The organism is Lysinibacillus fusiformis, assembly GCF_016925635.1.
In the GTDB taxonomy this organism is placed as follows: domain Bacteria; phylum Bacillota; class Bacilli; order Bacillales_A; family Planococcaceae; genus Lysinibacillus; species Lysinibacillus fusiformis_F.
Map to the genome: position 1 here is coordinate 4263559 of NZ_CP070490.1, position 26701 is coordinate 4290259.

General features: G+C 38.1%; 24 protein-coding genes and 1 pseudogene. 16 read left to right on the plus strand and 9 right to left on the minus strand.

The features are described from left to right. Positions 1–22 precede the first annotated feature (22 nt). Both JTI58_RS20960 and JTI58_RS20965 read right to left on the minus strand, forming a co-directional pair. A complete protein-coding gene (locus tag JTI58_RS20960) occupies positions 23–988 on the minus strand; it encodes an alpha-E domain-containing protein (RefSeq protein WP_205443497.1) in 966 nt (321 codons plus the stop codon). After that, a complete protein-coding gene (locus JTI58_RS20965; RefSeq protein WP_205443498.1) occupies positions 942–2432 on the minus strand; it encodes a circularly permuted type 2 ATP-grasp protein in 1491 nt (496 codons plus the stop codon). Before JTI58_RS20965 ends, JTI58_RS20960 begins: the two co-directional genes overlap by 47 nt. 76 nt (positions 2433–2508) lie before the next feature. On the opposite strand from JTI58_RS20965, the gene JTI58_RS20970 reads away from it, so the two are divergent. The 7 genes from JTI58_RS20970 (at position 2509) to proS (ending at position 9364) form a co-directional block, all read left to right on the plus strand. Further along, positions 2509–2922, plus strand: a complete 414-nt coding sequence (locus JTI58_RS20970) for a hypothetical protein (protein WP_205443499.1) — start codon at positions 2509–2511, stop codon at positions 2920–2922. A gap of 312 nt (positions 2923–3234) precedes the next feature. Beyond that, positions 3235–4197 (plus strand): tyrosine recombinase XerC, encoded by a 963-nt coding sequence (locus JTI58_RS20975; protein ID WP_205443500.1) that lies wholly within the window; start codon positions 3235–3237, stop codon positions 4195–4197. Positions 4198–4255: 58 nt separating this feature from the next. Then, positions 4256–4750 carry a DinB family protein gene (locus JTI58_RS20980; RefSeq protein ID WP_205443501.1) on the plus strand — a complete coding sequence of 165 codons (495 nt, stop codon included), beginning with the start codon at positions 4256–4258 and terminating at the stop codon, positions 4748–4750. Between the two features lie 161 nt (positions 4751–4911). After that, positions 4912–5061 (plus strand): transcriptional regulator, encoded by a 150-nt coding sequence (locus JTI58_RS20985; protein WP_155591126.1) that lies wholly within the window; start codon positions 4912–4914, stop codon positions 5059–5061. A gap of 217 nt (positions 5062–5278) precedes the next feature. Next, positions 5279–5449: a hypothetical protein gene (locus JTI58_RS20990; protein ID WP_016992674.1), complete on the plus strand. Its 171-nt coding sequence runs from the start codon at positions 5279–5281 to the stop codon at positions 5447–5449. Positions 5450–5840: 391 nt separating this feature from the next. Continuing rightward, positions 5841–7559, plus strand: coding sequence for a sensor domain-containing protein (locus JTI58_RS20995; protein ID WP_243456169.1), 1719 nt, complete (start codon positions 5841–5843; stop codon positions 7557–7559). Positions 7560–7927: 368 nt separating this feature from the next. Further along, a complete protein-coding gene (gene proS, locus JTI58_RS21000; protein WP_205443505.1) occupies positions 7928–9364 on the plus strand; it encodes a proline--tRNA ligase in 1437 nt (478 codons plus the stop codon). A 42-nt stretch (positions 9365–9406) separates the two neighbouring features. On the opposite strand, the pseudogene JTI58_RS21005 reads toward proS, so the two are convergent. Then, positions 9407–9867: pseudogene (locus JTI58_RS21005) on the minus strand (NUDIX hydrolase). Between the two features lie 239 nt (positions 9868–10106). On the opposite strand from JTI58_RS21005, the gene JTI58_RS21010 reads away from it, so the two are divergent. The 5 genes from JTI58_RS21010 to JTI58_RS21030 all read left to right on the plus strand — a co-directional run bounded on the left by JTI58_RS21010 (position 10107) and on the right by JTI58_RS21030 (position 16088). Beyond that, positions 10107–10793: a Dph6-related ATP pyrophosphatase gene (locus JTI58_RS21010; RefSeq protein ID WP_205443507.1), complete on the plus strand. Its 687-nt coding sequence runs from the start codon at positions 10107–10109 to the stop codon at positions 10791–10793. Between the two features lie 191 nt (positions 10794–10984). Next, complete coding sequence (locus JTI58_RS21015; RefSeq protein WP_205443508.1) at positions 10985–11311, plus strand: ArsR/SmtB family transcription factor; 327 nt, start codon at positions 10985–10987, stop codon at positions 11309–11311. Then, complete coding sequence (locus tag JTI58_RS21020) at positions 11308–11718, plus strand: SRPBCC family protein (RefSeq protein WP_205443510.1); 411 nt, start codon at positions 11308–11310, stop codon at positions 11716–11718. The genes JTI58_RS21015 and JTI58_RS21020 overlap by 4 nt, the downstream gene beginning before the upstream one ends. Before the next feature lie 103 nt (positions 11719–11821). Further along, entirely contained in the window at positions 11822–14992 is a 3171-nt protein-coding gene (locus JTI58_RS21025; RefSeq protein ID WP_205443511.1) for an ATP-binding cassette domain-containing protein, read from the plus strand. Positions 14993–15137: 145 nt separating this feature from the next. Next, positions 15138–16088, plus strand: coding sequence for a nucleoside hydrolase (locus tag JTI58_RS21030; RefSeq protein WP_205443513.1), 951 nt, complete (start codon positions 15138–15140; stop codon positions 16086–16088). A 1-nt stretch (position 16089) separates the two neighbouring features. Here JTI58_RS21030 and JTI58_RS21035 read toward each other — a convergent pair whose 3' ends face one another. Genes JTI58_RS21035 through JTI58_RS21045 form a run of 3 tightly spaced genes read right to left on the minus strand, consistent with a single transcriptional unit; the run spans position 16090 to position 19856 of the window. Then, positions 16090–17214: a Ger(x)C family spore germination protein gene (locus JTI58_RS21035; protein WP_205443514.1), complete on the minus strand. Its 1125-nt coding sequence runs from the start codon at positions 17212–17214 to the stop codon at positions 16090–16092. Next, positions 17201–18322, minus strand: a complete 1122-nt coding sequence (locus tag JTI58_RS21040) for a GerAB/ArcD/ProY family transporter (protein WP_131520226.1) — start codon at positions 18320–18322, stop codon at positions 17201–17203. The genes JTI58_RS21035 and JTI58_RS21040 overlap by 14 nt, the downstream gene beginning before the upstream one ends. A 16-nt stretch (positions 18323–18338) precedes the next feature. After that, complete coding sequence (locus tag JTI58_RS21045) at positions 18339–19856, minus strand: spore germination protein (RefSeq protein ID WP_205443516.1); 1518 nt, start codon at positions 19854–19856, stop codon at positions 18339–18341. Between the two features lie 418 nt (positions 19857–20274). On the opposite strand from JTI58_RS21045, the gene JTI58_RS21050 reads away from it, so the two are divergent. After that, positions 20275–21159 carry a GNAT family N-acetyltransferase gene (locus JTI58_RS21050; protein WP_205443518.1) on the plus strand — a complete coding sequence of 295 codons (885 nt, stop codon included), beginning with the start codon at positions 20275–20277 and terminating at the stop codon, positions 21157–21159. A 482-nt stretch (positions 21160–21641) separates the two neighbouring features. Beyond that, positions 21642–22034: a hypothetical protein gene (locus JTI58_RS21055; protein ID WP_205443519.1), complete on the plus strand. Its 393-nt coding sequence runs from the start codon at positions 21642–21644 to the stop codon at positions 22032–22034. Positions 22035–22403: 369 nt separating this feature from the next. Here the strand turns inward: JTI58_RS21055 and JTI58_RS21060 are convergent, their stop codons facing one another. Then, entirely contained in the window at positions 22404–23606 is a 1203-nt protein-coding gene (locus JTI58_RS21060) for an MFS transporter (RefSeq protein WP_205443520.1), read from the minus strand. Between the two features lie 142 nt (positions 23607–23748). Between JTI58_RS21060 and JTI58_RS21065 the strand changes: the two genes are divergently transcribed. Further along, positions 23749–24303 carry an XRE family transcriptional regulator gene (locus JTI58_RS21065; protein WP_205443522.1) on the plus strand — a complete coding sequence of 185 codons (555 nt, stop codon included), beginning with the start codon at positions 23749–23751 and terminating at the stop codon, positions 24301–24303. 78 nt (positions 24304–24381) lie between these two features. Here JTI58_RS21065 and JTI58_RS21070 read toward each other — a convergent pair whose 3' ends face one another. Next, the gene (locus JTI58_RS21070; protein WP_205443524.1) at positions 24382–24999 is read right to left on the minus strand and encodes a TetR/AcrR family transcriptional regulator; all 618 of its coding nucleotides are present in this window, start codon (positions 24997–24999) and stop codon (positions 24382–24384) included. A gap of 163 nt (positions 25000–25162) precedes the next feature. Between JTI58_RS21070 and JTI58_RS21075 the strand changes: the two genes are divergently transcribed. Beyond that, positions 25163–26356: a YhgE/Pip domain-containing protein gene (locus tag JTI58_RS21075; protein ID WP_205443525.1), complete on the plus strand. Its 1194-nt coding sequence runs from the start codon at positions 25163–25165 to the stop codon at positions 26354–26356. 59 nt (positions 26357–26415) lie between these two features. Here JTI58_RS21075 and qoxD read toward each other — a convergent pair whose 3' ends face one another. Then, positions 26416–26700: a cytochrome aa3 quinol oxidase subunit IV gene (qoxD, locus tag JTI58_RS21080; protein ID WP_205443527.1), complete on the minus strand. Its 285-nt coding sequence runs from the start codon at positions 26698–26700 to the stop codon at positions 26416–26418. Position 26701: the final 1 nt, after the last annotated feature.

Here is a 26701-nt window from a genome sequence, read left to right on the forward strand (position 1 = left end):
AGGGAGCTGTGGTGAATTCCTTTCAAGGTTGTACGCTGGGTTCATATAAATGATAGATTGTCGAAAAGGCATCACTAAACGCCATAAATTGAGACAATCTTTCCTCCATCATTGTTATGGTTTCCTCAATAGTCATTTGCCAAAAATCAATATGATCGATTGCAAGAACTAGGCTACTAATATCCGATTGAAGCGTTAATAATCGTGAGGATAAGGAATCATGTTCAATAGCCGTTATAGCTTCTTCTATTTTCTTTACACAAAACTTCACAGAACATGGGAAATGCTCATCTTGGACTAAATAGCGAATGACCGTCAATAAATCGGTGTGACGATGCTTCCGCATGAAAGATTCTCTCGCTGCGGTAAGTTCCAATAAAAAGGTACCATCATCCTCTAACTGCGACATACCTGTCAGCTTTTGTTGTTCTACGATAATAACAATCATCCGCATGGTTTTTTCTGCTCGTTCAAGCCATTTGCCGACCTGCATAAAATAGAAGGGAAGATCGCGATCCACCGTGCTTTCAATCAACCCTGTCTCCATCCATAAAGTCTTTCGTACGTTCTGTAGAAAACCTTGGAGCTCAATGAGTGGAATTGGTCGTTCTCTTTTTAGTATGGACTGTTGCTTCGTTAAATAAAAGGCATTTTGAATTTCCCATAGTTCCGTTGGCATACTATCACGTGTAACCCGTGCATTTTCCCGAATCGCACGTAATGTGGCATGAAGGGCATTACCGTTTTTCTCAGAAAATAGAAGATAGTCAATCAAAGGATTGACACGTATCGTTGAATAATTTGCTAAATACTCCTCCTTAGAGGCGCAAATATTTAAAACAGCCTCCCAATGATCAATATAATCATGTTCTTGCCCTGATTGCTCCAACATATTCAACAGCTGTACCTGTAATATATGTGCATTTGTTTGTGTGCGTTCACTATAACGTGCCATCCAGTACAACGCGTCGGCTACTCGACTTAGCATGCTGCCATTCCTCCTTTAAAATCCACGTATCCTTTGCACCGCCACCTTGAGATGAATTCACAACAAGGGACCCTTCTTGTAGTGCCACTCTGGATAAACCACCAGGCAACACATAGCAATCCTCACCCTTCATAACATAGACACGTAAATCAACATGGCAAGGATAAAATCGTCCATTCTGGAAGGCAGGCGCTCTGGATAATTTAATCGTTGGTTGTGCAATGTACTGATAGGGACGCTCTATAATTTTTTGCTTAAACAAAGCAATCTCTTCCTTACTAGCATGTGGACCAATTAGCATATCATAGCCACCAGAGGCTCCCACATTTTTAATGACCAGCTCGTCAAGATGCTCTAGCACCCATTCACGCTGACTGTCATCTCCTAGATGGTAGGTTTTCACATTCGGTAGAATCGGCTCTTCCTGTAAATAATAGCGAATCATCTCAGGTACATAGGCATACATCGCTTTATCATCTGCCACACCATTTCCCACGGCATTCAAGATTGCCACATGACCTGCTTGATAGGCTGCCATTAAATGCGGAACACCTAATAAAGAATCCTCACGAAATACGGTAGGATCTAAAAAATCATCATCAATTCGACGATAAATAATATCGATTTGCTGTAGGCCATAGATGGTTTTCATATAGACTTTCAAATCTTGTACGACTAAATCGCGTCCTTCGACAAGCTGGATGTTTAAATGCTGGGCTAAAAAGACATGATCGTAATACGCTGAATTGTACATGCCTGCTGTTAGTAGCACAGCTTTAGGCTCTCGCTCCGCTTGCATGGAAGGTGGACGATGCGCAAGAAGTGCTTTTTTCATGCAAGCCATATGTTTATCAAGTGGTCGGATCGTATGCTTGGAGAAAAATTCTGGGTATACTTCCTTCATCACATCCCGATTTTCAAAGACATAGGAAATACCAGAAGGGTTGCGTAAATTATCTTCAAGCACATGATAATCTCCTTTTTCATCCCGAATTAAATCAATCCCTGCTAAAAATATATGATTCCCAATTGGTACATGAAGCCCCTTCATGGTTGGTGTGAAATACGGATTATTTTCGACAAGCTGTTTCGGAATAAGACCGTCTTGAATGATCATTTGCTGCCCGTAGACATCCTGTAAAAATAAGTTCAGAGCTTCCACACGTTGTTTAACACCTGCTTCAATCATAGCCCATTTCGTTTGAGGAATAATGATAGGTACACAATCAAAGGGCATGGTACGCTCCGTTCCGTCTTGTGCACCATACACCGTAAAGGTAATTCCTTGTCTAAGAAAGCTTGCTTGTGCTTGTCGGTATTTTTCTTCAAGTTGCTCCTGCGAAAAAAAGGATAGCTTATGATGAAAAGATCGGTAGTGAGGCTTTGGCTTATTGCCGTCAAACATTTCATCGAAAAACAGACTAGAATCATATAAATTCATCATATGGATCGCCTCCGAATTCAAGTAGTAGTGAAAACATGTTACACTGTGAATAAATACATAAAAGGAGCTAATAACCATGACCATCATTAATTTAATGCAAGCGTATGAATTAGATAAACTATCCAAATTAAATTTATCAGACGAGGAGATTTTACGAGCTTTACGTTCGGGGGATGTATCAGCTTGGCAAGAACAAGTACCAAACTATGAATTTAGTGAGACAATGGCTCTTTATCAGGAAGGGGAACAACAGTTCTTAGATGCATACCATGGCCATTATCGAATCAAGTATGTAACATTACCAGGCATCCAACGTTTATTGCAGCTACGCTTTCAATTAGAAGAAGGGAAGGATTACCAACTATTAGAAACAGGTATCCAGCATTTAACGTGTGATGAGGAGACAGTCACAAGACTTCAGCAAATGTTATCGACAAACTGGTCACTCACAAAACAAGAGGATGGGAACTATTCAGTTTTTGTAAAATAATACCATGTGCGTTGTGAGACGAATTGACATGGACAGTTACCCATCTACTGTTTTTTCAAAGCGTCTCATAAAACAAATAAAGTCTACTAGATTTTAATATTCATTTACCGTGAACTTTATGCCTAAAATCCTATAACTGTCACAAAATAGTTAAAACAAAAACCTCTTTTATAAAAAGAGGTTTTTTTATTGCGCTCATATAGAACGTTTGTTCTGAAGTGCGAAAAAGGGCATTTTTTTTCAATAAAGTTCCCAAATTTATATTTGGGAACGTTTTTTCATGGTAAAATAGAGCAAATAGAGGTGATACGCATGCAAAAAACGAAGCAACCAAAATTCATGAAGGATTTTCTTGTCTATTTAACGACCATCAAAGGAAAGTCTCAGCGTACAAGAAAAGAATATGAATATGACCTGACCTTATTTTTTCGCTTCCACAAAGCTGTCCAAGAAGATTTGAATATAGAGAATTTAGCTGCCATTGATATTAGCACTATTACAATAGAAGAAATCCGTGAAATGACATTAGAGGATCTTTATTTATTCATGGAATATTGTGAGGTACAGCGAGGCAATTCTGCCGCTGCAAGAGCACGAAAAGTGGCGACTTTAAAATCCTTTTTTAAATATCTAAAAGGCAAACGTCGACTCATTGAGGAAAATCCGGCAGATGAATTAGAGACACCGAAGATAGGCAAAAAAAGACCTATCTATATGAACCTCCAGGAAGCTACACAATTTATAGATGGAATTAAGAGCAATCAGGCATCCCCAAGAAATTATTGCATGATGATGTTTTTCTTAAATTTAGGCATTCGTGTCACTGAGCTATGTCAGCTCAATAAGACATCCATCCAAGGACGTTATTTAACCGTGATTGGGAAGGGCAACAAAGAGCGCACTGTCTATTTAAATGATAGCTGTATGCAGGCACTTGCTGACTATGAAAACTGTGGGAAGACACCCTATAAAGGAGAAGGCGAGGAGCCCCTTTTTGTATCACAAAAGGGAACACGCTTTACACGTCAAACCGTTGCCAAAATCGTTAAACGCATTAATCAGCAGTCAGGTCTTCAAAAAGAACGACTTACGCCACACAAGCTACGTCATACATCCGCGACGATGATGTATAAAGCAGGGGCAGATATCCGCAGTTTACAACATATTTTAGGGCATTCTAGTGTCGCAACCACGCAAATTTATACGCATATTGAAGATGAGCAGCTGCAGCATGTCTTAGAAAATAATCCATTTAATATTGTTCGAGAAAGATGATTTTGCTTTACCTGTATCGAATATATAGAAGAACGCCTAATGAAAGGGGTAGCTTAGGATGTCAAACGTCAAAGATCATCTCGATGCCACAAGGACACAATTGCTTCAGGAGATTGACACATTAGATGACACAGCCTTTAATAGGAAACCAGATGTACAAAGCTGGAGTGTAGCACAAATCTGTCATCATCTTGTATTAGTAGAGGAAGCAACGAGAAAAGCCATTGCTTGGGGATTAAAAGCCCAGGAAAATTCAACGCCTGCTCGAAAAAATGTTCAGCTCATTTTAGATCGGACAAAAAAAATCCAGGCGCCATCGATTGTAGAGCCGACAGAACAACCTTTTACCGTTCAAGCCATGCAGGATTTACTCGCCACAACAAGAAAGAACCTCCTCGCCTTTTTACAAACAATCGAGGATCCTGAAGTATTAGCTAAGCGCGCTGTGCAGCACCCAGCTTTGGGAGAATTACCACTCGATCAATGGATTGAAATGGTCTATTTGCACGAGCAACGTCATATCGAGCAATTACAAGAAATCGTTAGAGAATAGCAAGTATCAAGGGAATTTGGCCACAAGGGATGAGCTAAATTCCTTTTAATGTTATTCAATTTTTCTATTATAATCTCTTGACGTGTCACATAATCTGTTATATATTAAATAAAAATAATAACAACTGTTATAAAACAGATTCGTTAGAGGAGGAATTTTAAATGTCAAAGTATCGTGATGGTTATGAATTTTATTGTGAAATGTGTGAGCGCTATGGATTAGAAGCAATTTCTTTTCGTTACTATGTACTACAATTATCACAGCAACAACTTTCAGCTTACAATATGCAAGCAAAACAATTAGGAATTTAAAAGGATGTGATTATGACGGAAGCCGCCGTGAATATTTTATGAAAAGCCCAGCCATACTAAATAAAATGGTCTGGGCTTTCGTGATTTCAGTAAGAAATTTCAGATAATTTATTGACAAGTATCGCAGTCTGTTATATATTTTTAAACAAATAATATTTCTGTTATATAACAAAATAAACTAGACGTATAGTAACGAATGTGAAAGGAAGTTATGAGGATGACAGATTATCGAGAAGGTTATGAATTTTATCGCCAAGTTTGTGAGGAGCATGGGCTAGAGCCTATTAATTTTCACTATTACATTTTAAATTTATCGCAAGAGCAGTTAGATGCCTACAACAAGCAGGCGAAATCAACAGGGGGTTCAATTGAATATGAGGTCTCTTAACATCTAAAATGCCTTACTTCCTATGTGGGACAGTAAGGCATTTTACTTTAACAAAAATTTTACATAACATCAAAACGCAAAATATAAAACTTTAATGTTTTGTATTAAAAAGATAAATAGCCTAAATAAACTATTTACATTAGTTCAAAAGTATCAAAAAACTATATTTTTAGACAATTTCAAGGTGTTAATATCCACTAAATTTTGTCTGTTTTATTAAAAACTATCAAATGTAGCTTTGAATGTTTTTGAGATTTGGGTTGAATTAACTGCTTTTCTAAGACTATAATATAATTACATAAAAAAGGGCGATATACCACAACTTTATACCTCGCTGTAAGATAAAGCAAAAGTACCAAACCCTTCATATTTTAATGAATGGAGAATGAAAATGATGAATATCACGCCTAGTAGTATTAATCAAATGAACTACAGTCTAAAAGAATTACAAGATATCTTTTCCGCCATGAATAGTTCCATCATTGTAGCGATTACAGATCGCACCGGAAAAATTACTTTTGTTAATGATCATTTTTGTAAAATTTCCAAGTATACGCGTGAAGAATTAGTTGGCCAAGATCACCGTTTACTAAATTCAGGCTTTCATCCTAAATCTTTCTTTAGAGAGATGTGGAAAACAATCGGTAATGGCGATATGTGGAATGGCGAGGTGTGCAATCGTGCGAAAGATGGCAGTTTATATTGGGTGAAAACAACGATTATCCCGTTCCTAGATGAAAAGGGAAAGCCTTATCAATATATTGCCATTCGCGTAGATATTACAGCGCAAAAGGACATTAAAAAAATTACTCACATTGCCTATCATGATGAACTAACAGGGCTACCAAATCGTCGCAAATTAGAACAGCGTTTAGAAAATGAATTTCATCAATCTCGACGTACAGGAGAGAAGTTTGCGTTATTTTTCATTGATGTGAATCGTTTCAAACACATTAACGACGGACTTGGGCATATTATCGGCGATATGTTTTTAGTGGAAATGTCGAATCGTCTGCGCAATATTGATCATACATCAAATTCTTTCTATCGCCACAATAGCGATGAATTTGTCATGATTTTAAATGACGTCAGTCGCATTGAGGAAATGGCTAAGGAAATTATTAGCGTCTTCAATGAAAGCTTTATTGTCGACACCTATGAATTTTATGCAAGTATCAGCATCGGCATCAGTATATTCCCAGATCATGCAAACTCCGTAGAAGAATTATTGAAAAACGCAGATATTGCTATGTATGCAGCAAAATCTACACGAGGCAATCAATATCGCCTGTATCGTGACAATATGGATGAGGCCAATGATAAATGGCTTTTATTAGAAACGAAATTACATCAAGCATTAAAACAGGATCGTCTAGAATTACATTATCAGCCTAAAATAGACCTAAAAACAGATTCTGTCATTGGTATGGAGGCATTGCTACGCTGGTACGACCCTGAATTAGGGCATATTCCGCCAGATCGTTTTATTCCATTTGCGGAGGATTGCGGACTGATTAATGATATCGGTGTCTGGGTTTTACGTAAAGCATGTGCACAAGCTCGTCTTTGGAATGAATCACATGAATTATCCTTGCGAGTAGCCGTGAATATTTCGCCCATTCATATTAGCATAGGTGGCTTTGTTGATATGGTGCGTGGTGTCATTGCAGAAACAGGCATTGACCCTAATTTATTAGAAATTGAAATTACCGAGATGAGTATGCTTGATTATACGGAAGATTTAATTGATACAATCAAGCAATTACGAGCACTGGGTATTACTATTTCATTAGATGATTTCGGGACGGGCTATTCATCGCTAAACTACTTAAAAAAATTCCCGGTGGATGTGCTTAAAATAGATCGTGCCTTTGTCCGTGATATCGTGCCTGAAAAATCGGGAATCGCCATGATTTCGGCCATGATTTCATTAGCCCATGCCTTAAACCTACAAGTAGTAGCTGAGGGTGTGGAGGAGGAAGCTGAATTAAACGTACTGCGTGAGCACGGCTGTGAATATGTGCAGGGCTATTATTTCAGTAAGCCTTTATCGGTAGGAGATTTTACGAATCTCATTGTTAATTCTGTCACAAATAAATCCAGTTATTAATTGCTATTCCTGAATGATTTTGCTAAAGTGGGATAAAGTAAAACTGTTAACATGATAGACCATTTGATGATGTGGCCAAGTAAGTAAGAATTGTGAAACAGAAAATATAGCAACTGCTGAGAGCTATATCACCGCTTCTTGACTGAACACCTACCACGGAGATGTTATGCAAACATAACCGAGTCGTTTTCGTTACCAAACGTGAGAGGGCTTTAAGTTCTGCTTAAAGCTAAATCAAGGTGGTACCACGTCATTCCAGCACAAAGACGTCCTTATTCAGAGGACAGCTTTGTGCTTTTTTTCTTGCTTCAGCTAAATCTTCATACGGGTTGAACAAGTATTCATTTAACAAAATAGGAGGAGAACACATGTCAAAACAACTAGAAGATTTTTCGAAATGGTATATCGAGACCATCCAAAAAGCCGATTTAATGGATTATACACCTGTTCGTGGTTGTATTGCGTTTAAGCCAGATGGCTACGAAATTTGGGAGCATATTCAGGAGGAAATGGATCGTCGCTTTAAAGAGACAGGACATCGTAATGCCTATTTCCCAATGCTGATTCCTGAATCCTTCTTCCAAAAGGAAAAGGATCATATTGAAGGATTCTCACCTGAGCTTCCTTGGGTAACTGAGGCAGCAGGAGAACAACTAGAAGAACGGCTAGCCCTTCGTCCAACATCTGAGACGATGATTGGGCATCTTTACTCTAATTGGATTAAAAGCTACCGGGACCTACCAGTGCTAATCAATCAATGGGCAAATGTCTTCCGTTGGGAAAAGAAAACACTGCCTTTTATTCGTACCTCTGAATTTTTATGGCAAGAGGGGCATACAGCACACGTAGATGAAGCAGATGCTCGTCAGGAAACAATGCAAATGCTCGAAATTTATAAAGAAGTGGTGGAACAAGTGCTAGCAATTCCTGTCTATGATGGACAAAAAACCCCTTCTGAGCGTTTCGCAGGGGCTGTCGATACGTACTCTATTGAGGCGATGATGAAAAACGGCAAGGCTGTGCAAGCAGGAACATCGCATTATTTAGGAACAAAATTTGCAGAAGCCTTTAACATCAAGTATTTAAATAAAGCGAACCAGCATGAATATGTTCACACAACATCTTGGGGTACATCTACACGCTTAATTGGTTCAGTTATTATGGTGCATGGTGATGAGCAGGGACTTGTTTTACCTCCACGCATCGCGCCAACGCAAGTCGTTTTAATTCCAGTAGGGCCATGGAAAAAGAACCCTCAAATTATGGAGCATTTAGATGAGATTTTTGCTGCCTTAAAAGCGAAGGGGATTCGTGTACGTCTGGATGACTCGGACCAATCACCAGGCTTCAAATTCAATGAATGGGAGCTAAAAGGGGTACCTGTACGTGTTGAATTAGGGCCACGTGACCTAGAAAACAAGCAAGCTTTACTGAAAGCTCGTGATGAAGAGGAAAAACGAACAGTCGATTTAGCTACAATTATCACAGCTATTGAAGAAGAATTAATGACTATGCAAACACGCTTACTAGAAAAAGCTCGTCAATTCCGTGAAGCAAACGCTCATACGACGATTGACACACTTCCACAATTACAACAGCATATTGACACAGCTAAAGACAATGGCACAATCCCAGGCTGGGTACTTGCTGGATGGTGTGGAGAGGATGCGTGCGAGGAAAAAGTGAAGGAAGAAACAAAATACACATCTCGCAATATTCCATTTAATCCACCAACAACGAAAACAACATGTATTGGCTGTGGAAACAAAGCAAAACATACAGTTTGGTTTGCACAAGCTTATTAATGAACAAAGCCGTATGAACAGAAAGCCCGAACCATGATGTAATTAGTTCGGGTTTTTCATGTTTAGATGGTGAACAATAATATCCTGTGCTTTCTTAACATGATGAGAAGGTAATGCATCTAAAGAAAAATAGTTTAACGCTAAGCTTTCACCATCTAACGCGGATAGTTGCCCATTTACCTGTTCAGCTAAAAAGACCGCTGTTACGCCAAAGACCTCATCCCCATTTGGATATTTAAAATAATCCTGATGACCTGATAATATGGTTAAAAGCTGAAGATTACTTGCACGTAATCTTGTCTCTTCGTATAATTCTCGTTTCGCTGTTTCTTCAAGCGTTTCTCCTGGCTCCATAGCTCCTCCAGGTAGCCCCACATTTTATTATCAGAACGAAATTGCAGGAGGACTTCTCTTTCCTCATTTAATACAATGACGGTAGAACCTACTAATATAATAGGCATTGATCCAACTAATTGTCTTAATTTGGTTACATAATCACTCATAGTGCACCCTCCGTTTCTTGCAATCTATCTAAACCTTAACAGATATCGCCAAATTCTCATCATGATTGTGATAAAATGAAGGGGCGTTTGTTCCTGAAAATTTCCTAAAGCAATAGGAGTATAAATGACAACATTACAATGATTTGTCGATCACTACCTCGATATTAAAATCAAGGATTGCCAGCTATTCAAATGGAGGACGCTCTAATAGAAGATGAACAGTACAAGGAGACAAGGAAATGACCAACACAACCGACTGGAAACAGAATGCACAAAATCATACATTTATTGCTTCGTTTAGTGGTGGCAAGGATAGTGTTTTAGCTTTATATAAAGCATCACAGGTGGGCCAAGCAATGGGACTCATTGTGATGTTGGAAGAAGAAGGGAAACGTTCAAGGTCCCATGGGATGCCACCTGAGCTTATCCAGGCACAAGCTGACTCTATTGGGCTGCCAGTCTATATAGCTGCGGCAAGTTGGGCCGATTATGAAGAAGTATTTGTAGGACTCTTAGAAAATGCAAAGCAGCAAGGGGCAGAGGTATTAGTGACAGGAGACTTAGATATGCCTGCGCATGGCTGCTGGCATGATGAAGTCACTAAAAGGGTTGGTTTAAAGCTAGGCATGCCATTATGGGAGATGAACCATCGAGAGGCTGTCGATGAATTTATGAACCTAGGCTTTGTCACAATGATTGTCACGGTCAACATATCCTTAGGCATGACGGAGGACGATTTAGGACGTGTGCTTACCCCTGAATATGTAAAGGAGCTTGAAGCCCGGAATATCGATCCTTGCGGTGAAGGGGGAGAATTCCATACAACCGTCATTGATGGGCCACTTTTCCGGCAGCCAATTGCGGTGCGCAAATGTTCCATTATAAGAGATGGAGACTACGCATTCTTACCTTTAGAACTGGCATAAATGAAGATACAAATGAATAATTAACTTCAAGTACAAAGGTTCTTGCCTCTGTACTTTTTTGTATTTCGGCTAATTCTACCTTGTACGTATAGAACCCCTATCGCTTTGTCCAAAATAATAATTGACTGGACACTATTTGGTGTCATATAATTAAGACACCAATCAGTGTCCTATTAGAAAGGGTGGTGGTTTTGAATAACAATCATCAAGAGCGTGACGTTTATGTAGCCATTGCTGACCCAACTAGACGAAAGTTGATCCGTTTATTAGCTGAGGTAGATGAGTTACCGCTTCACGAATTAACCGCTCAATTTGACATGGGGCGTACCGCTGTTTCGAAACATTTAGCCATCCTGAAAGATGCAGGCCTTGTCATTGCTCGTAAGGAAGGGAGAGAGACGAGGTATCGTTTGAATGCAGCTCCATTGAAAGAAATACAAGATTGGGTATCGTTTTATGAAGGATTTTGGAAAGAAAGAATCGCGAAATTACATCTTTTATTGGAGGAAAAAAAATGAAACCAGATGTATCATTAGATTTTAAATTTACAAGCTCCATCGAACAGGTATGGCATGCTTTAACTGATTCAGACACGCTAGCAAAATGGATATGGAGCAATGACTTCCAACCAGTTGTAGGGCATAAATTCCAATTCCGTGCTGAACCAAATGAATGGTGGGACGGCATTGTAGACTGTGAGGTGCTGGAAATAGAAGAGCCTCACAAATTATCTTATACTTGGACAAGTGCTGGTGAGACAACGACAGTTACATGGACATTAACACAGGAAGCAGATGGCTCGACTCAGCTTCATCTAGATCAAGGTGGCTTCAGCGAAGAAACAAAGGCACGTCAAGGGGCAATCGAGGGCGCAACATATGCTTGGACAAATATGAGTGCGCAGCTTGAAAAAGTATTAGCTTAGTGTAAATTAAATGACAAAAAGGAGAGCGCAATTCCGTAGCAAGAATTGTGTTCTTTCATTTTCAGTCAAATCTTTTAATTTTCTTAAATGGAAGGATAACTAAATGAAGATTAATGAACTAATTGCCAATAATATCAGCCGTTTAGATGTCGTTTTACCAGAAGATCAATCGTTAGCGATAGCAGGTTTGTCTGGTTCAGGGAAAACGACCTTTTGTCAGACGATTGGGGAAGAATCTAAAAAACGTCTCGTTTCCTTATTGCCAAAGGCTGAATATCAATATTTGTTTCCAAACATTATGGAAACGAACTTCAGTGCCATCAAAATGGAGGATATGCCCCTTGTACTTTTTCTAGGAAAATCCTCAATCTCCAGCAATCCACGCTCCACAGTTGGCACGCATACAGGTGTTTTTAAAGAAATTCGTCATCGACTGGCAGATGAGTTTCATCTTTCGCCAGAGATGTTTTCCTTTAACAATGCGTTAGGCTGGTGTCCTGCGTGTAAAGGACGAGGCACAACCAAAAATGTAGAATGTAAAAAATGTTTAGGAAAGCGCTATAGCCCAGAAGTGGAGCAACATAAAATCACTTTATGGAATGAACCTTATAGTGTTTCTGATATTCACAATTTAAGTATCGAGGCCATCTATTCCTTATCAGAAGAATTAAATATCAGTGAAGAAAAACAGCATATTCTTCACAATATTATGCAAATGAATATTGGCTATTTAACATTAAATCGTATTATGGGGACATTGTCAGGTGGAGAATTAACAAGACTTTACTTAGCACAATTCATGGCGACAAGCGAAAACACAGTGATTATTGTTGATGAAATTTCTGTGGGCCTTGACCATAACACCTTACTGAAAATTTTAGAGCAAATTCAACAACTCGGCGCTAAAAACCAAATTTGGCTAATTGATCATTCTGATACGGTGTTAGACACAGCAGACAAGCATCTATTCTTTGGACCAGGTAGTGGAAAATACGGTGGGAAAATCGTTGAAGAATCTCCACGACCAAAGCCTATGTATTGGGAGCGAAACCTAGCAGCGCCAATATCCTATTATCAATTCCGAGACCTCCATTGCCGTAATATCCAAATAGACGAGATAGACATTCCTCAAAACCGACTTGTTACCTTTACGGGGGAGTCTGGCTGTGGAAAATCAACGCTTGTCAATGAGTGTATCGCTAAAGATTTTGTCAAACGCTATCCAAAGGACAAACTCGTGATGGTTGGGCAAGATCGAAACCAATCGATTACGAGTCGATCTACTGTGGCAACATTCCTTGATATTAAAAAGAAACTAACAAAATATAGTGAAGATATTGATGATATTTTCCAGCGCTCGATTGAAGATATAATCGATGAACTACCTAATGAAGACATCGCCCATAAACGTTTAAGCTTGTTGATTAAGCTTGGACTAGGCTATTTAACACTTGAAAGAAAAACGCAATCCCTATCGACTGGTGAATTCCAATGTGTGCATTTAGTCTCAGAGTTATTTGCCAACTCGCGTAATCCACATACATTATTTATTTTTGACGAGCCTTCTAAAGGGCTATCTCAAAATATTTTAAACCAGTTCATTGATAGTGTAAGGGACATCCTAGAGGATGAAACCATCTCCATCCTGATGATTGAGCATAATGCCTATATGTTGGAAAGCTCAGATTTTGTTGTGGACTTCGGTAGAAGACAGCAGGAGCCTGTAACACATCTTGATGTGACCAGTCATGACGATTATTTTAAGCAGGATAACCATTCAACGGGTACAGCTCCATTACAAATTGCATCTACACTCGCAACACGGAATGGCATTCAATACTTAGAAGACAACCATATTAGCTATTTTAAAAATGCGGAAAATATTTATAAGGGTGGCATCTTAAAAAGCTTATCTTCCATGGCTCGTCTTATTTACGGTGAATACGAATCCAATAAGATTGCCCCTGTTGTTGCCATTGATTTGGAAAGACATTTATATAGCCAATATAGTTTTCTCTATGAAATAGGTGGTCTGATCAATCATATTGTGGCTGCACATCCAACGAATAAGGATACAAGAAGCTTTGATTTTTACAGCCAAGAAAATCATTGTCCTAGCTGCTCTGGTCGATTGGAAATTGAAAAATTCGATTTTGATCTTGTCGTACAAGACAAAAACGTGCCATTTTGGGACGGTCTCTTACATCCAGACATCATGGAGGTCTTGAAATACTATCAACATGCCAAAATAGCGTTTCTCTTTGAGCAAATAAAAAATGAGCTTGGTCAGGATATCAGTAAAAGCTATCATGACATGACTGAGGAAGAAAAGCATACATTTTTATATGGTTATTGGGAAAAATCCTTTTACGATAAAGCAACGAAATCCTCGAAAAAGTGGGAGGGCTTTAATTTTATCATTGGTCGTTATATCGTGATTTCGAAATCCATTATTAAAGAGCAAATGAAGGAAACAAGAGAAATGGTGCCTTGCCCAATTTGTCATGGCACTGTGCTCAACCACCACAAGAAATTGCGATTTGGGGACACAGATATTCGCAAATTGATTCACCAGCCACTTGATGAAGTCATCAAAACTGTAGGCAACTTACCACAACTAGAAAAAATCAAAGCCATCGTTGGCGGAGATATGTCACTGCTACAAGATGTTTCCTTATTGCCAAGGGAAACACAGGTAGCACTGAAAATGCTGGAATTAGAGCTAGCCAGTTTTGTCGGCTATGAAATCGTGCTACAAAACGCTTTTCCGTTCTGGGACAAAATCAAGGATAATCTAGAGAACATCAGCCGTAAAAATCAAGTAACCATCTGTGATTTTGCTACTATACAGGAGACAAGAGAACATATTATTGACCAATATTTTACGAATGGTAAATACAAAAAACTAACATATGTCTATGAAGCATTTGGCTACAAAAAAATCGTCACCCAAATCAATAAAGTAAAAGCTAGTCACTCCTGTCCATTCTGTAAAGGCAAAAAGGTGCTTTCTGAAGATGGGCTGCATGACGGTGTCCATAAATTAACCGTGCCATGTGTAAGCTGTGGTGCAAGTGGCATTAATAAGGAGGGGCGCAAGGAAATCGTGGATGGCGTTGATGTGGAAACATGGCTAACTGGTACTGTAAGCGATGTTGTAACAGAGGGCTCCGATCTTGAGGCCGTTGCCAATATTCCTATTTTTAATCGTATTCGCGAATTGAATAAACAGGAAATGATGGCAGTCTATCAGTTCCTTCAATCAAATAACTAATTCATCAAACCCATGTGCTTCGGCAAATGGGTTTTCTTTCATTGGACTAGAATGACACACTAATTTTTCCAAAAAAAATCATAATCAATGTCAGCTTTGATTACTATAAGGATAACAGTAATGGAAGTAAAAGGGAGGCTATTCTTTGGTGAAGAAAGTGCTGTTATTTGGGGATATTGGCATTGATGATACGGTGGCACTAATCTATGCACGGCTCAATCAAGCAATAGAAATTGTGGGACTTGTTGCAGATTACGGCAATGTATCACGAGAAGATGCGGTGTCCAATATTTATTATGTCATGAAATTGTTTAACTTTCCTCAAGGGATTCCCGTTATTTTAGGAGCAGAAGTACCTTTAACTGGCGAGCAGCCCACCTATTATCCAGAAATTCATGGTGAACGAGGACTTGGACCCATCATACCGAATGATGATCACGAATTAAAAATTGAGAACTTTTTTGAAATTGTCAACATTATTGAAAGGTATAAGGATGATGAGCTGATTATTGTTAATATTGGGCGATTAACCTCACTTGCCACAATGTTCATCCTTTACAAAGAGCTTATGAAAAGCGTAAAGGAATTTTATATTATGGGTGGAGCATTTTGGGTGCCAGGCAATGTGACGACGGTGGCAGAGGCGAATTTTCATGGCGATCCTTTTGCTGTTAATATTGTGCTTACCTATGCAACAAATGTGACAATCATACCATTAAATGCTACGCAAAAGGCCATTGTTACACCAGGAATGGTGGACTATATTGATTCCTTTGGAAAAACAAAAATTTTGAAGCCCTTAATGGAATACTATACACGTTTTTATCAAGAACGGGACCCCTCATTACTAGGAAGCCCCGTGCATGATGCATTAACACTTATGGCAGTTATTTATCCTGACATGTTCATTTATGAATCCTATCCGGTATCTGTTGTCGATAAATTAGAAGGACCTGCAAGAGGGCAAAGTATTGCGGAAACAAGACCTTATGAAAAAAACAACGGCGAAAAAAAACATCGAATTGCCTTTGATCTTCAATATGAACATTTTTTCCATAACTTTTTATCGATCATGACAGGGCAACCATTGCATTAGCTTATTCAAAAACTCCATCTCGTAAGATGATAAAATCAACATTGACATTTACCTTCATGTCTTTATATATCTTATGCCATTTTTCCTTTGTTAGCTTAGCATGTCTTACTTCGCTTCGATATTTCTCACCAAAGCCAAAGATATCAGACTCAACTTCCTGACTATGAGCAATCACTCTACGTATTTCCTTTGACAATTTTTTCTCGATTTCTTTTTCCAGTGCCGCCACACTTTTTGGGTCCCCTTGATTGATATCAGGGTACACCTCTAATACTCTCGATTTGATTTTGATGTTCAGGTCAAATGTTGGCGTATCCGCATCAACTAACATCATTTCTCGTTTCGACTGGATTGCATCAAAAGCTACCGTTATTTTATTGGCAGGCTTTTGAAGAATTTCGGAAGGTACATCTTCGTTTTCCAGAACGGTTTCATATAAACCTACTTTAAAGGTATCTCTGACAATCTTTACGTAAAAGCTATCTTTTGCTGGAAGGGTACTGACCATTTTGCTGCCTTTAAAAAGTGCTATCCCACTTAATTCCACCAGCTCGTCATCTCTTTTAATAATAGGCATGGCAAATTCTTTTCCAGATGAATAGAAATCATGGGCAATTTGATGAAGTGTAGAGGAAATCATATATTCCTGCTTGACATTTTGTTCAATCAACCTAAAAATATGCTGCCCAATATCCTCAATATTTTGATATTCGTATTTCAGTAATGTTTCTGTTTCACCTTCCACAATAGCCATAAAGATTCCATTGCTGACACTAGCATTTTCTAGGTTTGTATCAATATAATAGCGAAGGTCTTTTTTTGCCAATTCCTCTCCAAATAGGATGACTCTCATTTGACCAACCATGATTTTTTTCGAAAGCTTACGATTGGCTTCCATCCGATTTCCTTTACTCGTATCGTTTTCTGTAGACAGAACTTCCACATTGCTTTGAAATTCGGGGTTTACTTCACGAATAACAGCTGTTGTCTTTATTTTATCCTCTGTACCTACATCATAGCCGACTAAAGTAGTTAATCCAACTTTATCCAAAATATTGGTTTGTGCACATCCATATAAAAAAACAAAGGATAGAAGAATCATCCATCTTCCTTTAAGTTTGTTCATTCTTTTTCACCTTCTTTGATGTGAAGTTCTTCTTTAGTCGTGCTATTGGCCAAAGTAAAATAGGGTAGACAAAGATTACGTAAAAAGCAATCTGTCCAAACACCGTGTTAATTGTATTAATCTGTGTCCGTGTTTGAACCAATAATGTTCCGATTAAAACGATGAATGAAAAGAGCCAAACAAATGTCTTTTCACTTATCGGGAATAAACGAATTGCTCCGCGGTACGCAGCCCATAAGTATAGACATAGATTCGGTAAAATGATTAGCATCCAAAAACAAACAGCTACAAATTCAAAGCGTTCCATAAAGGGGAAGCTAATAAAACTAAATAATGTCAAGGTTGCCCATATCGTTTTCAATAGCTTGCCCTCACTGTAATAAGCAATGGACACCAGCATCACGGCTAAATAGATGATGGTTGTAGCTAATAGTCCTAAATGAACAGGTTTTCTGATTTTTTTCTTGTCTTTTACAAAGGGGTAAATCACGTTTAGAATTTCAAAGCCGATAATCGTAAAGGTCATTGATTGTGCCCCTTTTAAAATGGAGCGAATATCATTTTCTAAAATAGGGAGAAGACTTTCTACTGTAGCGTATTTCATCGGAAATGCTAGCATTGGGAAAATCCATAAGGAGAGAATGATACTAAAAAAAGACACGCCTACAATGACACGAAGCCCTCCCGTAAAGGCATAAATAATAATAATTAATAAAGTTGCTGACAGGAACCAGGTCTCGATGCTAGGAAAAATCCATGCTTGTATAACTTCAATATAATTTCGTAAAACAGAAAAGAACGCCACGGAGCAATAGATGACATAAATTGCATTTAAAAAATTGCCAATCCATTTGCCAAAAATATCAATTTGAATTCCGTAAAGATCATCAGAGCCGTAAATTTCTAACGTTTTAATCATACAAAACGTAACAAGATGTGTGGCAATCCCAGCCAGTAGAACAGAAATCCATGCATCCTGTCTAGCATCCTGATAGATAATGCGTTGAAATCCCTGTATACCAACCCCAATTTGAGCACCGTGTACCACAAAAAAAAGCAAATAAGCATTAATCATATCTTTAGGGCTAAGTTGTATAGGTTTTGCCATTTATTTCACCTTCAGTTCAACTTTTATCAGGTTTCACTGGCTCTGGCACAAATTTATGTTCATCCTTTGGTCTTGTCAAAGCAGGTCTTTTTGATGTTAATGGGACAGGCATTCTAATAATACTATCCCGCATTTCCTTCAACCTCGGTGGATAGAAGGGAGACATATACGGAGCACCCAAGCTTGACTGACGTAACAAATGAATCAGAATAAAACAAAAAGCCAACATGATACCATAAAAACCCCAAAATCCTGCAAGTATAATGATAGGGAAGCGAATAAGACGAATCACATTGCCCATCATATAACTTGGCGACGTAAAAGAGGCTAGGGCACTTAACGCAATGATAATCAGCAATATATTACTGGTAATCCCTGCCTGTACAGCTGCTGTTCCAATAACGATACCACCAACGATACCGATTGTTTGTCCAATTTTAGTTGGTAATCTGGCTCCTGCTTCTCTCAGTAGTTCAATAATAAATTCCAGCAGCAAAGCCTCAAATATGGGCGGGAAAGGAACTAAAGCCCTTGATTCACTTAATGGTACGAGAAAGGCTTGTGGAATCACTTCATAATGAAAGGTAAGAGCTGCCACATAAAATGGTGTTAAATAAACAGATAAAAAGAAGGCAGCCAGTCGTAATAAACGAAGAAAAGTAGCAATTTGCCATCTTAAATTTTGATCTTCTTGACTTTGAAAAAACTCAGTAAATCCTTGAGGGGAAACGATAGCCATTGAACTACCATCTACGAGAACCCCAATTTTTCCATCTAAAATGCCATCACAAAATCTGTCAGGTCTTTCTGTCAATAGCATTTGTGGAAAGACAGATAGTGAATTATCATCAATCATTTCAGCTAATACGGCACTATCGATAAGCTCATCGATATAAAGATCTTTGATTCGTTGACGCATTGTTTGAACCATTTGATCATTGGCAATGCCACGCATATATAAAAGAGAAACAGAGGTACTTGTCCGTGTACCAATTTTTACTTTTTCATTACAAAGATTAGGACTCACTATGTAGCGACGAATCAAGGAAATATTGGTAGATAGACTCTCATTAAATCCAACCTGTGTACCAATTACCTGCGATTCATTCTCAGGCGCTGACAATGCTCTAGACTCTCTGCTAGCGATATTGGCTAAAATAGTCTGCGGGAAGCCACCTATGTGAATCACAACATGACCATTGACCATCAATTCTACGGTTTCCCTTAGTAGACTGGATTGACTGACTTCTGCAATAGAAAGGGCCATCTCAATTGCCTCGGGTGTATCGTGAGGCTTGCTCTGTAAATTAGCAATAATATCATTATTTAAAGTCTGATCATCGATCAAATTATCGATGTAAATAAGGGTGACGTTTGGTGGAAGAGATTTAATGATTAAATCTGCCGGATGATTAGTAGCATTTTTAATCGATTGAATAAAATGATCTGTGGCATGTGCAACTCTCACAAGATTTTCTTTAGGCGCCTCTTGAACTGGTTGTTGTTGTTTGTTGAAAGGTAGTTTAAATTTCATAGTAAATGGTAGGCTCCCTTCATTGCTAACTTCGTTTATAGAATAGGCTTTAAAGGGGCATTCTATACTTATTTCAGTTATTTTCATCATGTAGACATATCTAACAAATAACGGTAATATAATAGTAATCTTAAAAACAGAAGGGAGATTAGCTTTTTTATGCTAAAACTAATTATCGCAAATTAAATTCAATGAATTTAATAAAGGGGTTATTCTATAATTTTTTTTAAAATTATAGGGTCTATTTAGTAATGCCCTTTTGCGATAAAAGAGAAGCATAATGATGTCTAATCCACAGTTATATTTTGTATAACAAAGGACTTTATGAGCTTGTTCTCATAGGGTCTTTTTCTGTTTTTAGGAGGTGATGATTCCCACAAAAATTAGCGATTGAAACATAAAATAGGAGGGAATAGACGTGGCAAAATATGAATTAGTTAGTGATTATCGTCACAATGAAAATTTAAAGGCAAGTTTTAATGATTTAGCAATGAAAACATTTGGTTTGGACTTTCGAGGCTGGTATAACAAAGGCTATTGGAATGACCAATACATTCCCTATTCATTTGTACAGGATGAAAAAGTCATTGCAAATGCCTCTATAAACAAAATGTCAGTACGAATAAATGGAGAGCGATTAAACGGCATTCAAATTGGTACAGTGATGACTGCTGAACAGTATCGCCATCAAGGCTTAGCGAAACAGTTGATGCAGCATATTCTCAAGGAGTATGAGAGTGCCTGTGATTTCATCTATCTTTTCGCCAATGACACCGTTTTGGATTTTTATCCGAAGTTTGGCTTTACACGCGTTCATGAAAGCGAATTTAGCTTAGACCCTACAAAAAATCCTATTCAACCAAAGAAGGGGGCCAAGGTACGTCAGCTGACAATCGAACAAGATCTCGCACTGTTAGAAAACTATGCAAAAAATCGTCATATAAATTCTAGTATTTTAGCTGTTGAACACAATGAAAGCTTATTAATGTTTTATTTCACTTTAGTATTTCAGCATTCCATTTACTATTTAGAAGACGTAGCAGCCATTGTATTAATGGAGGAGGAAGAAGGGGTGTTACATATTTTCGATATCATCTCTTTACAGGCAATTAATATAGAGGCTGTATTAACAAGCATTATTAAGGATACAACCAAAAAAGTAGTATTCTATTTTACACCGGACTTTACAATCGAAGGCATGACAGCCACCATCACGCCGAATGATGACGACGCACTTTTTATCCTAACGAAAAAACCATTACTACAGGGGCATTTTATGTTTCCTTTAACATCCCATTGTTAGGAAGTGTTTCTGAAGGCTGTTTGATCACTTCAAGTTGAAATCGGAGCGCTGTTGATTAAAGAATGAGCGCTTCTAGCTGGAAAGGGAGCGTTTTTGAATAAAGAGTGAGCGCTTTTAGCAAGAATGAGAGCGCTTTTGGATAAAGTATGAGCGACTCCTGTCACATACCATAACAGCCTTTTTAATAGCTTCTATAGTATTGCTCATATCCATACATTGTTGCAATACGAGTTACTGATGGTGGTGTTGTCAGCGCACTTCTTACCATTCTAGAGGACATGCATTTACTAATGACAAAAGGCTTAGGAGGATTTCTTCCTAAGTCTTTTCATATTCTATTTTGCCATTGAAAGAACAGGCCCATGCGCACGTTTATTACCAAATAGTGCTACTAAAAATAAATCCTTTAGCACCATCTTCACAGTGATTGTCTAACTATAATAGATAATGTTTCAACAATCTTGAGGAGGAATTGACGATAATTGATGGCTTCTAAGCGATATAAACGATTTGTAAAAAGAGCGAATCTGTATGATATGATTTTTATGAAAAGGACAGCTATAAAAATCATGTCCGCTGCATTAAAGGAGCCATTAACAGATCATGAGAAATCAAGTGCAATGATTTATATGGGGCTTTTATACGGAGAGCTAAGAGAATATGAAAAGGCTTCCGATCATTTTCATAATGGGCTGAGTCTTGTAGAACATCAAGCATTTTATTACAGCCCTAATTTCAAGAAAATACTGAGTATCTTCTATAAGAACAATGATTTAGAAAGAGCAGCCTATTGGTTTGAGAACTTTCATAGAAGAAACGCCTACGATAAAAATTTTGAACAGCTCGAAATTTTTTCAAAAAGAAAATTAAAATGAAATACCTTTTGATAAGGTCTAATGAATGGAGTCCTAATGGAACAAAGAAAAAATAAAACACTCACGCATTTATTATTTAGCAGTTATACCATTGGCTTTGTATTAGGTGGCTTTACCTTTTTTATAACAGAAACGAGCATGACTATTTCAAAGGAAGGTATTTTTAGTTTTATCCTATTGCTTCCTATTATTTACTGGATATACCGTTATTCAGGGATGGTATTTAATGAGCAAAGTATGAAAATAAAATTCCTTTACGCTGTACTATTTTTGATAGGTATATGTTTTGGTGTTCTATTTTTTTGGTCCATGCGCTAATAGCTTTGAGACAAAAAGTGGGCGTCACACGGATGACGCCCACTTTTTCTGTTAGGGAAGAATGCGAATAGTTGTTTCGTTCTTTGTTTTTACCTTTAATGTTAGTAGCATGAGGACGATTATAATAAATAATAGTGCAAAAAGGGCAACGTCAAATGTATTGGTTACATCTTTTATGACCCCAACAAGCATCGGAATAATACCACTAATAATATAGCCACCAAATTGAATCATGGCTGTCCATTCACTTGCATCCTTTGGGGTAGTCGTTGCATCTAAAGGTAGGATCATCGCTAATGGGAATAATCCACCTGCACCAATCCCCATTAATGTGGCACAGAAAATAGGGGAAACTCCACCCGTTATTAATAACAGAATGCCAATAAAGGAGCTTAACGCACATAATAGCAGCCAAGGCTTTCTCTTCACACTATTATTAATAATAACCGGAATTATAAAGCTACAAATCATTTGCATAACAGAAAAAATGGTAGCTGTCGTTGCGGCATAGCCATCGCTATAGCCGATGTCCTGAACTTTTGGCGCAAGCCATGTCGCTAGGGAATAGTAGACACCCGATTGCAAACCAAACATCACCATCAGCAGCCAAACATATCGATTTCCCCAAGGTAAACGACTTTTTTGACTGATAGTTTTTTCCTTTGCAGCTTGCGATTGATTTGATTTTTTAATAATAGGAATCCATACAATGATCCCCACTAGTGCAAACACAGACCATATCGCTAAAGCTGCGTTCCAAGATTGATGAAAAGCATGCATAACGGGCACAACTAAGCCAGCACTTAGAGACGCACCAATCCCCATCCCTGCTGAATAAACACCAATCATTGAGGAAGAAGATTTAGGAAAATGCTTTTTAATATACCCAGAAATGAGTGGTCCTGTAATGGCAATGCCTATCCCACTAAGAATCGCTGTTAATAATAACAGCAAGGGAGTTGTTGCCACTAGACGTAATGCTGTGGAGACGCCAATTAATAAAACCGACAATGCAATCGTCAACTCTAGGCCCCAACGTTCGCTTAGCTTACCAGCCAAAGGTGCAAAGAGACCCATACAGAACACAGGGAGGGCCGTCAGTAGGCTGACCACTACACTCGACATTTGTAAATCAGTCTGTATATTTTTCAGCACTGGTGAAATGGACGTGATAGAAGCTCGTAGATTCATAGAGAGTATGAATAAAGAAAAAACGCTCCAAATAATAGATAGATTTTTTGATTTTGCCATCATAGAAAGCACACCTCTTTGTATAAATATGAATGATTATTTGATATACTATAGTTAACTTTTCATACAAAAAATAAACTATAATTAATCGACTTGTATACTATAATATACTTATTATGTGAAGTCAATGGAAGGGGTGCGCAAAATGCTTGAAGAAAATATTGACTTATCTGGTCAAGTTGGCGTTAATCTAAGAGAAATTCGAAAAAGCAAAAGAATGAGTTTAGAGGACCTGGCGACTATCAGTAATGTCAGTAAATTAACGTTAGGGAAAATTGAACGAGGGGAAACGAATCCAACCGTTAATATTCTTTGGAAAATATGTAGAGGACTTAATATTCCACTCGTTTCATTATTAACATTCGAGGAACATACAGAAGTCCATCGTTTTGGCTCTGACTATCAATTTGCAGGGCATAATAACGACTGGTTTGTTGAACCATTATTTAAAACACATGGAACAGAGTGGTATAGAGGCTGTATCGAGCCACATAGTGAATATAGTGAGTGTCACCTAGCAGGGTCCGAAGAAATTGTGCTTGTGTTAAATGGACAATTGGACATGAAAGTAGGGGAGAAAAGTCATCAGTTGAACCAATGGGATGTCATTAAATTTAAAGGCGAAGAACTGCACACGTACATCAATCGCTCCAATGAAAAAGTACATTTGATGTTGTCGTTAACGTATACAACGCCATAAATGAGTACTTCTCACAAAATACAAGGCAGAAACATGACACTCGTTTCTGCCTTGCTCATGCGACAAACGCACACTTATTCAGTTATTTTTTAAGCCCGCAGCAAAAAATGGGCCATTTAATGTGATGGTCGATAGTATACGAGCCATTTCTTCGGGAGATTCTTTGCCTTCGCCAAGTAGCCATTGCTGTACAACGCCGATATGTGCTGAAGCAATATAAGAGACAAGATATTCTCCTGGTACAAGTAAATTTTCCAATTTAAGTGGGGTATCAGTACTTTCAAATAATGTTTTATAGATAAATTCCTTCAATTTCGTCTGAAAAGATAAATCTCCGTTTGGACCTAATACCGCTTTCATAAACCGCCGATTTTGATCTAAAAATTTAAAAATTAAAACAGCTATTTCAATGGTTTGCACCTTTTTATCATTCGTATGAAGATCAGCTATTAAATTTGGTAGGTTTTCTTTCGTAATGGTTGACATTTCACGCATTGTTTCTTCTTGATAGCTATTCATTAAATCAAATTTATCCTGATAATGTGCATAAAAAGTTCCTCTATTGATTCTTGCTTTTGTTGTAATATCCTTAACCGTAATGGATTCAAAGCCTTTTTCCTCAATCAAATCAACTAATGCACCTTTAATACTCTCTACTGTTCGAATGACACGGAGATCTGTAAAAGACTCTTTCATTTAACCCCTCCTAATTTTAAGCAACAGAAGTAATAGATGTGTTCGATAAGCAACACTAACTACAGTTTTGATTATTGAACAGTGATTTCTTGACAACTATAATTTGAATTGTAATAAACAACAGGTTGTTCGTTATTATAACTTAAAAGGAGAGGTAGATGAAATGGTCAAACATAAATTTGCATGGTCTGCACCAATTCTAGCGTTCGTTGTTATTTTCATTTTTTCACTTACATTATTCCCTTCAGTGCAGCCAAAACCAAAAAATTTGCCGATAGCCCTTGTGAATGAGGATCAAGGAGTAGAATTGCCGAATCAACCAAGTATTAATTTAGGCAAAAATATGGTAGAAATGATCCAAACTACAGCTAAATCAGCAAAAGAAGAAGAGCCTGCTGTGAAATGGGTAGTAGTAAAGAATACCGAAGAAATGCAAAAGGGGCTCAATAACCAAGAATACTATGCTGCATTCGTTATACCTAAGGATTTCAGTGTCAAACAAGCTTCTTTACGGACGCCCAACCCCATTGCTCCAGAGGTTCAGCTATTCATTAACCAAGGAATGAATATGGCAGCTTCCACGATAGCAGGCCAAATTCTAAATGGTGTAGTGGATACTATGAACCAGAATGTACGCACACAGCTACTGGCAGAGCTAGATGCACAAAACGCAACATTAACAGTTGAACAGGTAGCTCTTTTGGTAACACCGATTTCAAAAACGGTCACAAATGTTCATGCGGTAGGCGAAAACAGCGCTAATGGGAATGCGCCTGTATCGCTCTTCCAGCCATTATGGATGGCGACTATGGCAGGTGCAGCCATTGTTTTTATATCAATCAATAAATTAGCAAGCCATTCTCGTAAAGACAATTTTATGGCAAAGCTCAGTCAGATTATGATTGGGGGTATTGTTGCTCTTGTGGTGGGATTTGGTCTTACTTGGATTGTCGATGGAATGGTAGGAATTCATATTCCAGACTTCTTGGATACAGCCTTATTTTTATCCATTACGACTTTTAGCTTCTTTTTATTAATATCAGCCGTTCTTTCTTGGTTCGGGATCAAAGGCATAGCTATTTTTGCTTTAATGCTGTTCTTTGGGGGTCCACTGCTTGCATTAGCTCCTGAAATGATGTCAGCCTTTTATCGAGAGTGGATTTATTCTTGGCTACCAATGCGTTTTATGGTTGAAGGTTTACGAGAACTGTTTTTCTTCGGAAAAGAACTATCTTGGAATTCCTCTGTAGCTGTTCTTGTCTGGATTGGCGTCGCTAGTATCCTCTTGATTCTTCTATCAGCTTTAAAATTAAAAACTACAAGTCATGACGATGAAAGCCACATCATTCAGCAGTGATTTCACACAAAAATCGTCCTTACTTTGAACAGTAAAGGACGATTTTTTATTATTTATTTTTAGATATAACCCCAAATCATGCATAATAATGTTCCGAAAATCGTCACGAGAGCGATGATTAATGCATAATAGATGTTGGTATAAATCGCAGGCTTATCCTTTGTTTCACTAGCGTGCATAAAGACGACTAATTGGAGACCAGCCTGAATAAATGCTGTGACTAATAAAATGGTCATGGTAATAGCAAAAGGTAGATCGAAAAAATATACACATGCTGCGATTATCGTAAGGATAATCGACATGCCAAACCCCATGACCTGTTTCAGTGGGAATAAATCACTCATG

Excerpts from the sequence above, each read along its gene's own strand:
- JTI58_RS20960 (WP_205443497.1), bottom strand. The coding sequence starts at position 988 with ATGCTAAGTCGAGTAGCCGACGCGTTGTACTGGATGGCACGTTATAGT.
- JTI58_RS20965 (WP_205443498.1), bottom strand. The coding sequence starts at position 2,432 with ATGATGAATTTATATGATTCTAGTCTGTTTTTCGATGAAATGTTTGAC.
- JTI58_RS20970 (WP_205443499.1), top strand. The coding sequence starts at position 2,509 with ATGACCATCATTAATTTAATGCAAGCGTATGAATTAGATAAACTATCC.
- JTI58_RS20975 (WP_205443500.1), top strand. The coding sequence starts at position 3,235 with ATGCAAAAAACGAAGCAACCAAAATTCATGAAGGATTTTCTTGTCTAT.
- JTI58_RS20980 (WP_205443501.1), top strand. The coding sequence starts at position 4,256 with ATGTCAAACGTCAAAGATCATCTCGATGCCACAAGGACACAATTGCTT.
- JTI58_RS20985 (WP_155591126.1), top strand. The coding sequence starts at position 4,912 with ATGTCAAAGTATCGTGATGGTTATGAATTTTATTGTGAAATGTGTGAG.
- JTI58_RS20990 (WP_016992674.1), top strand. The coding sequence starts at position 5,279 with ATGACAGATTATCGAGAAGGTTATGAATTTTATCGCCAAGTTTGTGAG.
- JTI58_RS20995 (WP_243456169.1), top strand. The coding sequence starts at position 5,841 with ATGATGAATATCACGCCTAGTAGTATTAATCAAATGAACTACAGTCTA.
- proS (WP_205443505.1), top strand. The coding sequence starts at position 7,928 with ATGTCAAAACAACTAGAAGATTTTTCGAAATGGTATATCGAGACCATC.
- JTI58_RS21010 (WP_205443507.1), top strand. The coding sequence starts at position 10,107 with ATGACCAACACAACCGACTGGAAACAGAATGCACAAAATCATACATTT.
- JTI58_RS21020 (WP_205443510.1), top strand. The coding sequence starts at position 11,308 with ATGAAACCAGATGTATCATTAGATTTTAAATTTACAAGCTCCATCGAA.
- JTI58_RS21025 (WP_205443511.1), top strand. The coding sequence starts at position 11,822 with ATGAAGATTAATGAACTAATTGCCAATAATATCAGCCGTTTAGATGTC.
- JTI58_RS21035 (WP_205443514.1), bottom strand. The coding sequence starts at position 17,214 with ATGAACAAACTTAAAGGAAGATGGATGATTCTTCTATCCTTTGTTTTT.
- JTI58_RS21040 (WP_131520226.1), bottom strand. The coding sequence starts at position 18,322 with ATGGCAAAACCTATACAACTTAGCCCTAAAGATATGATTAATGCTTAT.
- JTI58_RS21045 (WP_205443516.1), bottom strand. The coding sequence starts at position 19,856 with ATGAAATTTAAACTACCTTTCAACAAACAACAACAACCAGTTCAAGAG.
- JTI58_RS21060 (WP_205443520.1), bottom strand. The coding sequence starts at position 23,606 with ATGATGGCAAAATCAAAAAATCTATCTATTATTTGGAGCGTTTTTTCT.
- JTI58_RS21065 (WP_205443522.1), top strand. The coding sequence starts at position 23,749 with ATGCTTGAAGAAAATATTGACTTATCTGGTCAAGTTGGCGTTAATCTA.
- JTI58_RS21070 (WP_205443524.1), bottom strand. The coding sequence starts at position 24,999 with ATGAAAGAGTCTTTTACAGATCTCCGTGTCATTCGAACAGTAGAGAGT.
- JTI58_RS21075 (WP_205443525.1), top strand. The coding sequence starts at position 25,163 with ATGGTCAAACATAAATTTGCATGGTCTGCACCAATTCTAGCGTTCGTT.
- qoxD (WP_205443527.1), bottom strand. The coding sequence starts at position 26,700 with ATGAGTGATTTATTCCCACTGAAACAGGTCATGGGGTTTGGCATGTCG.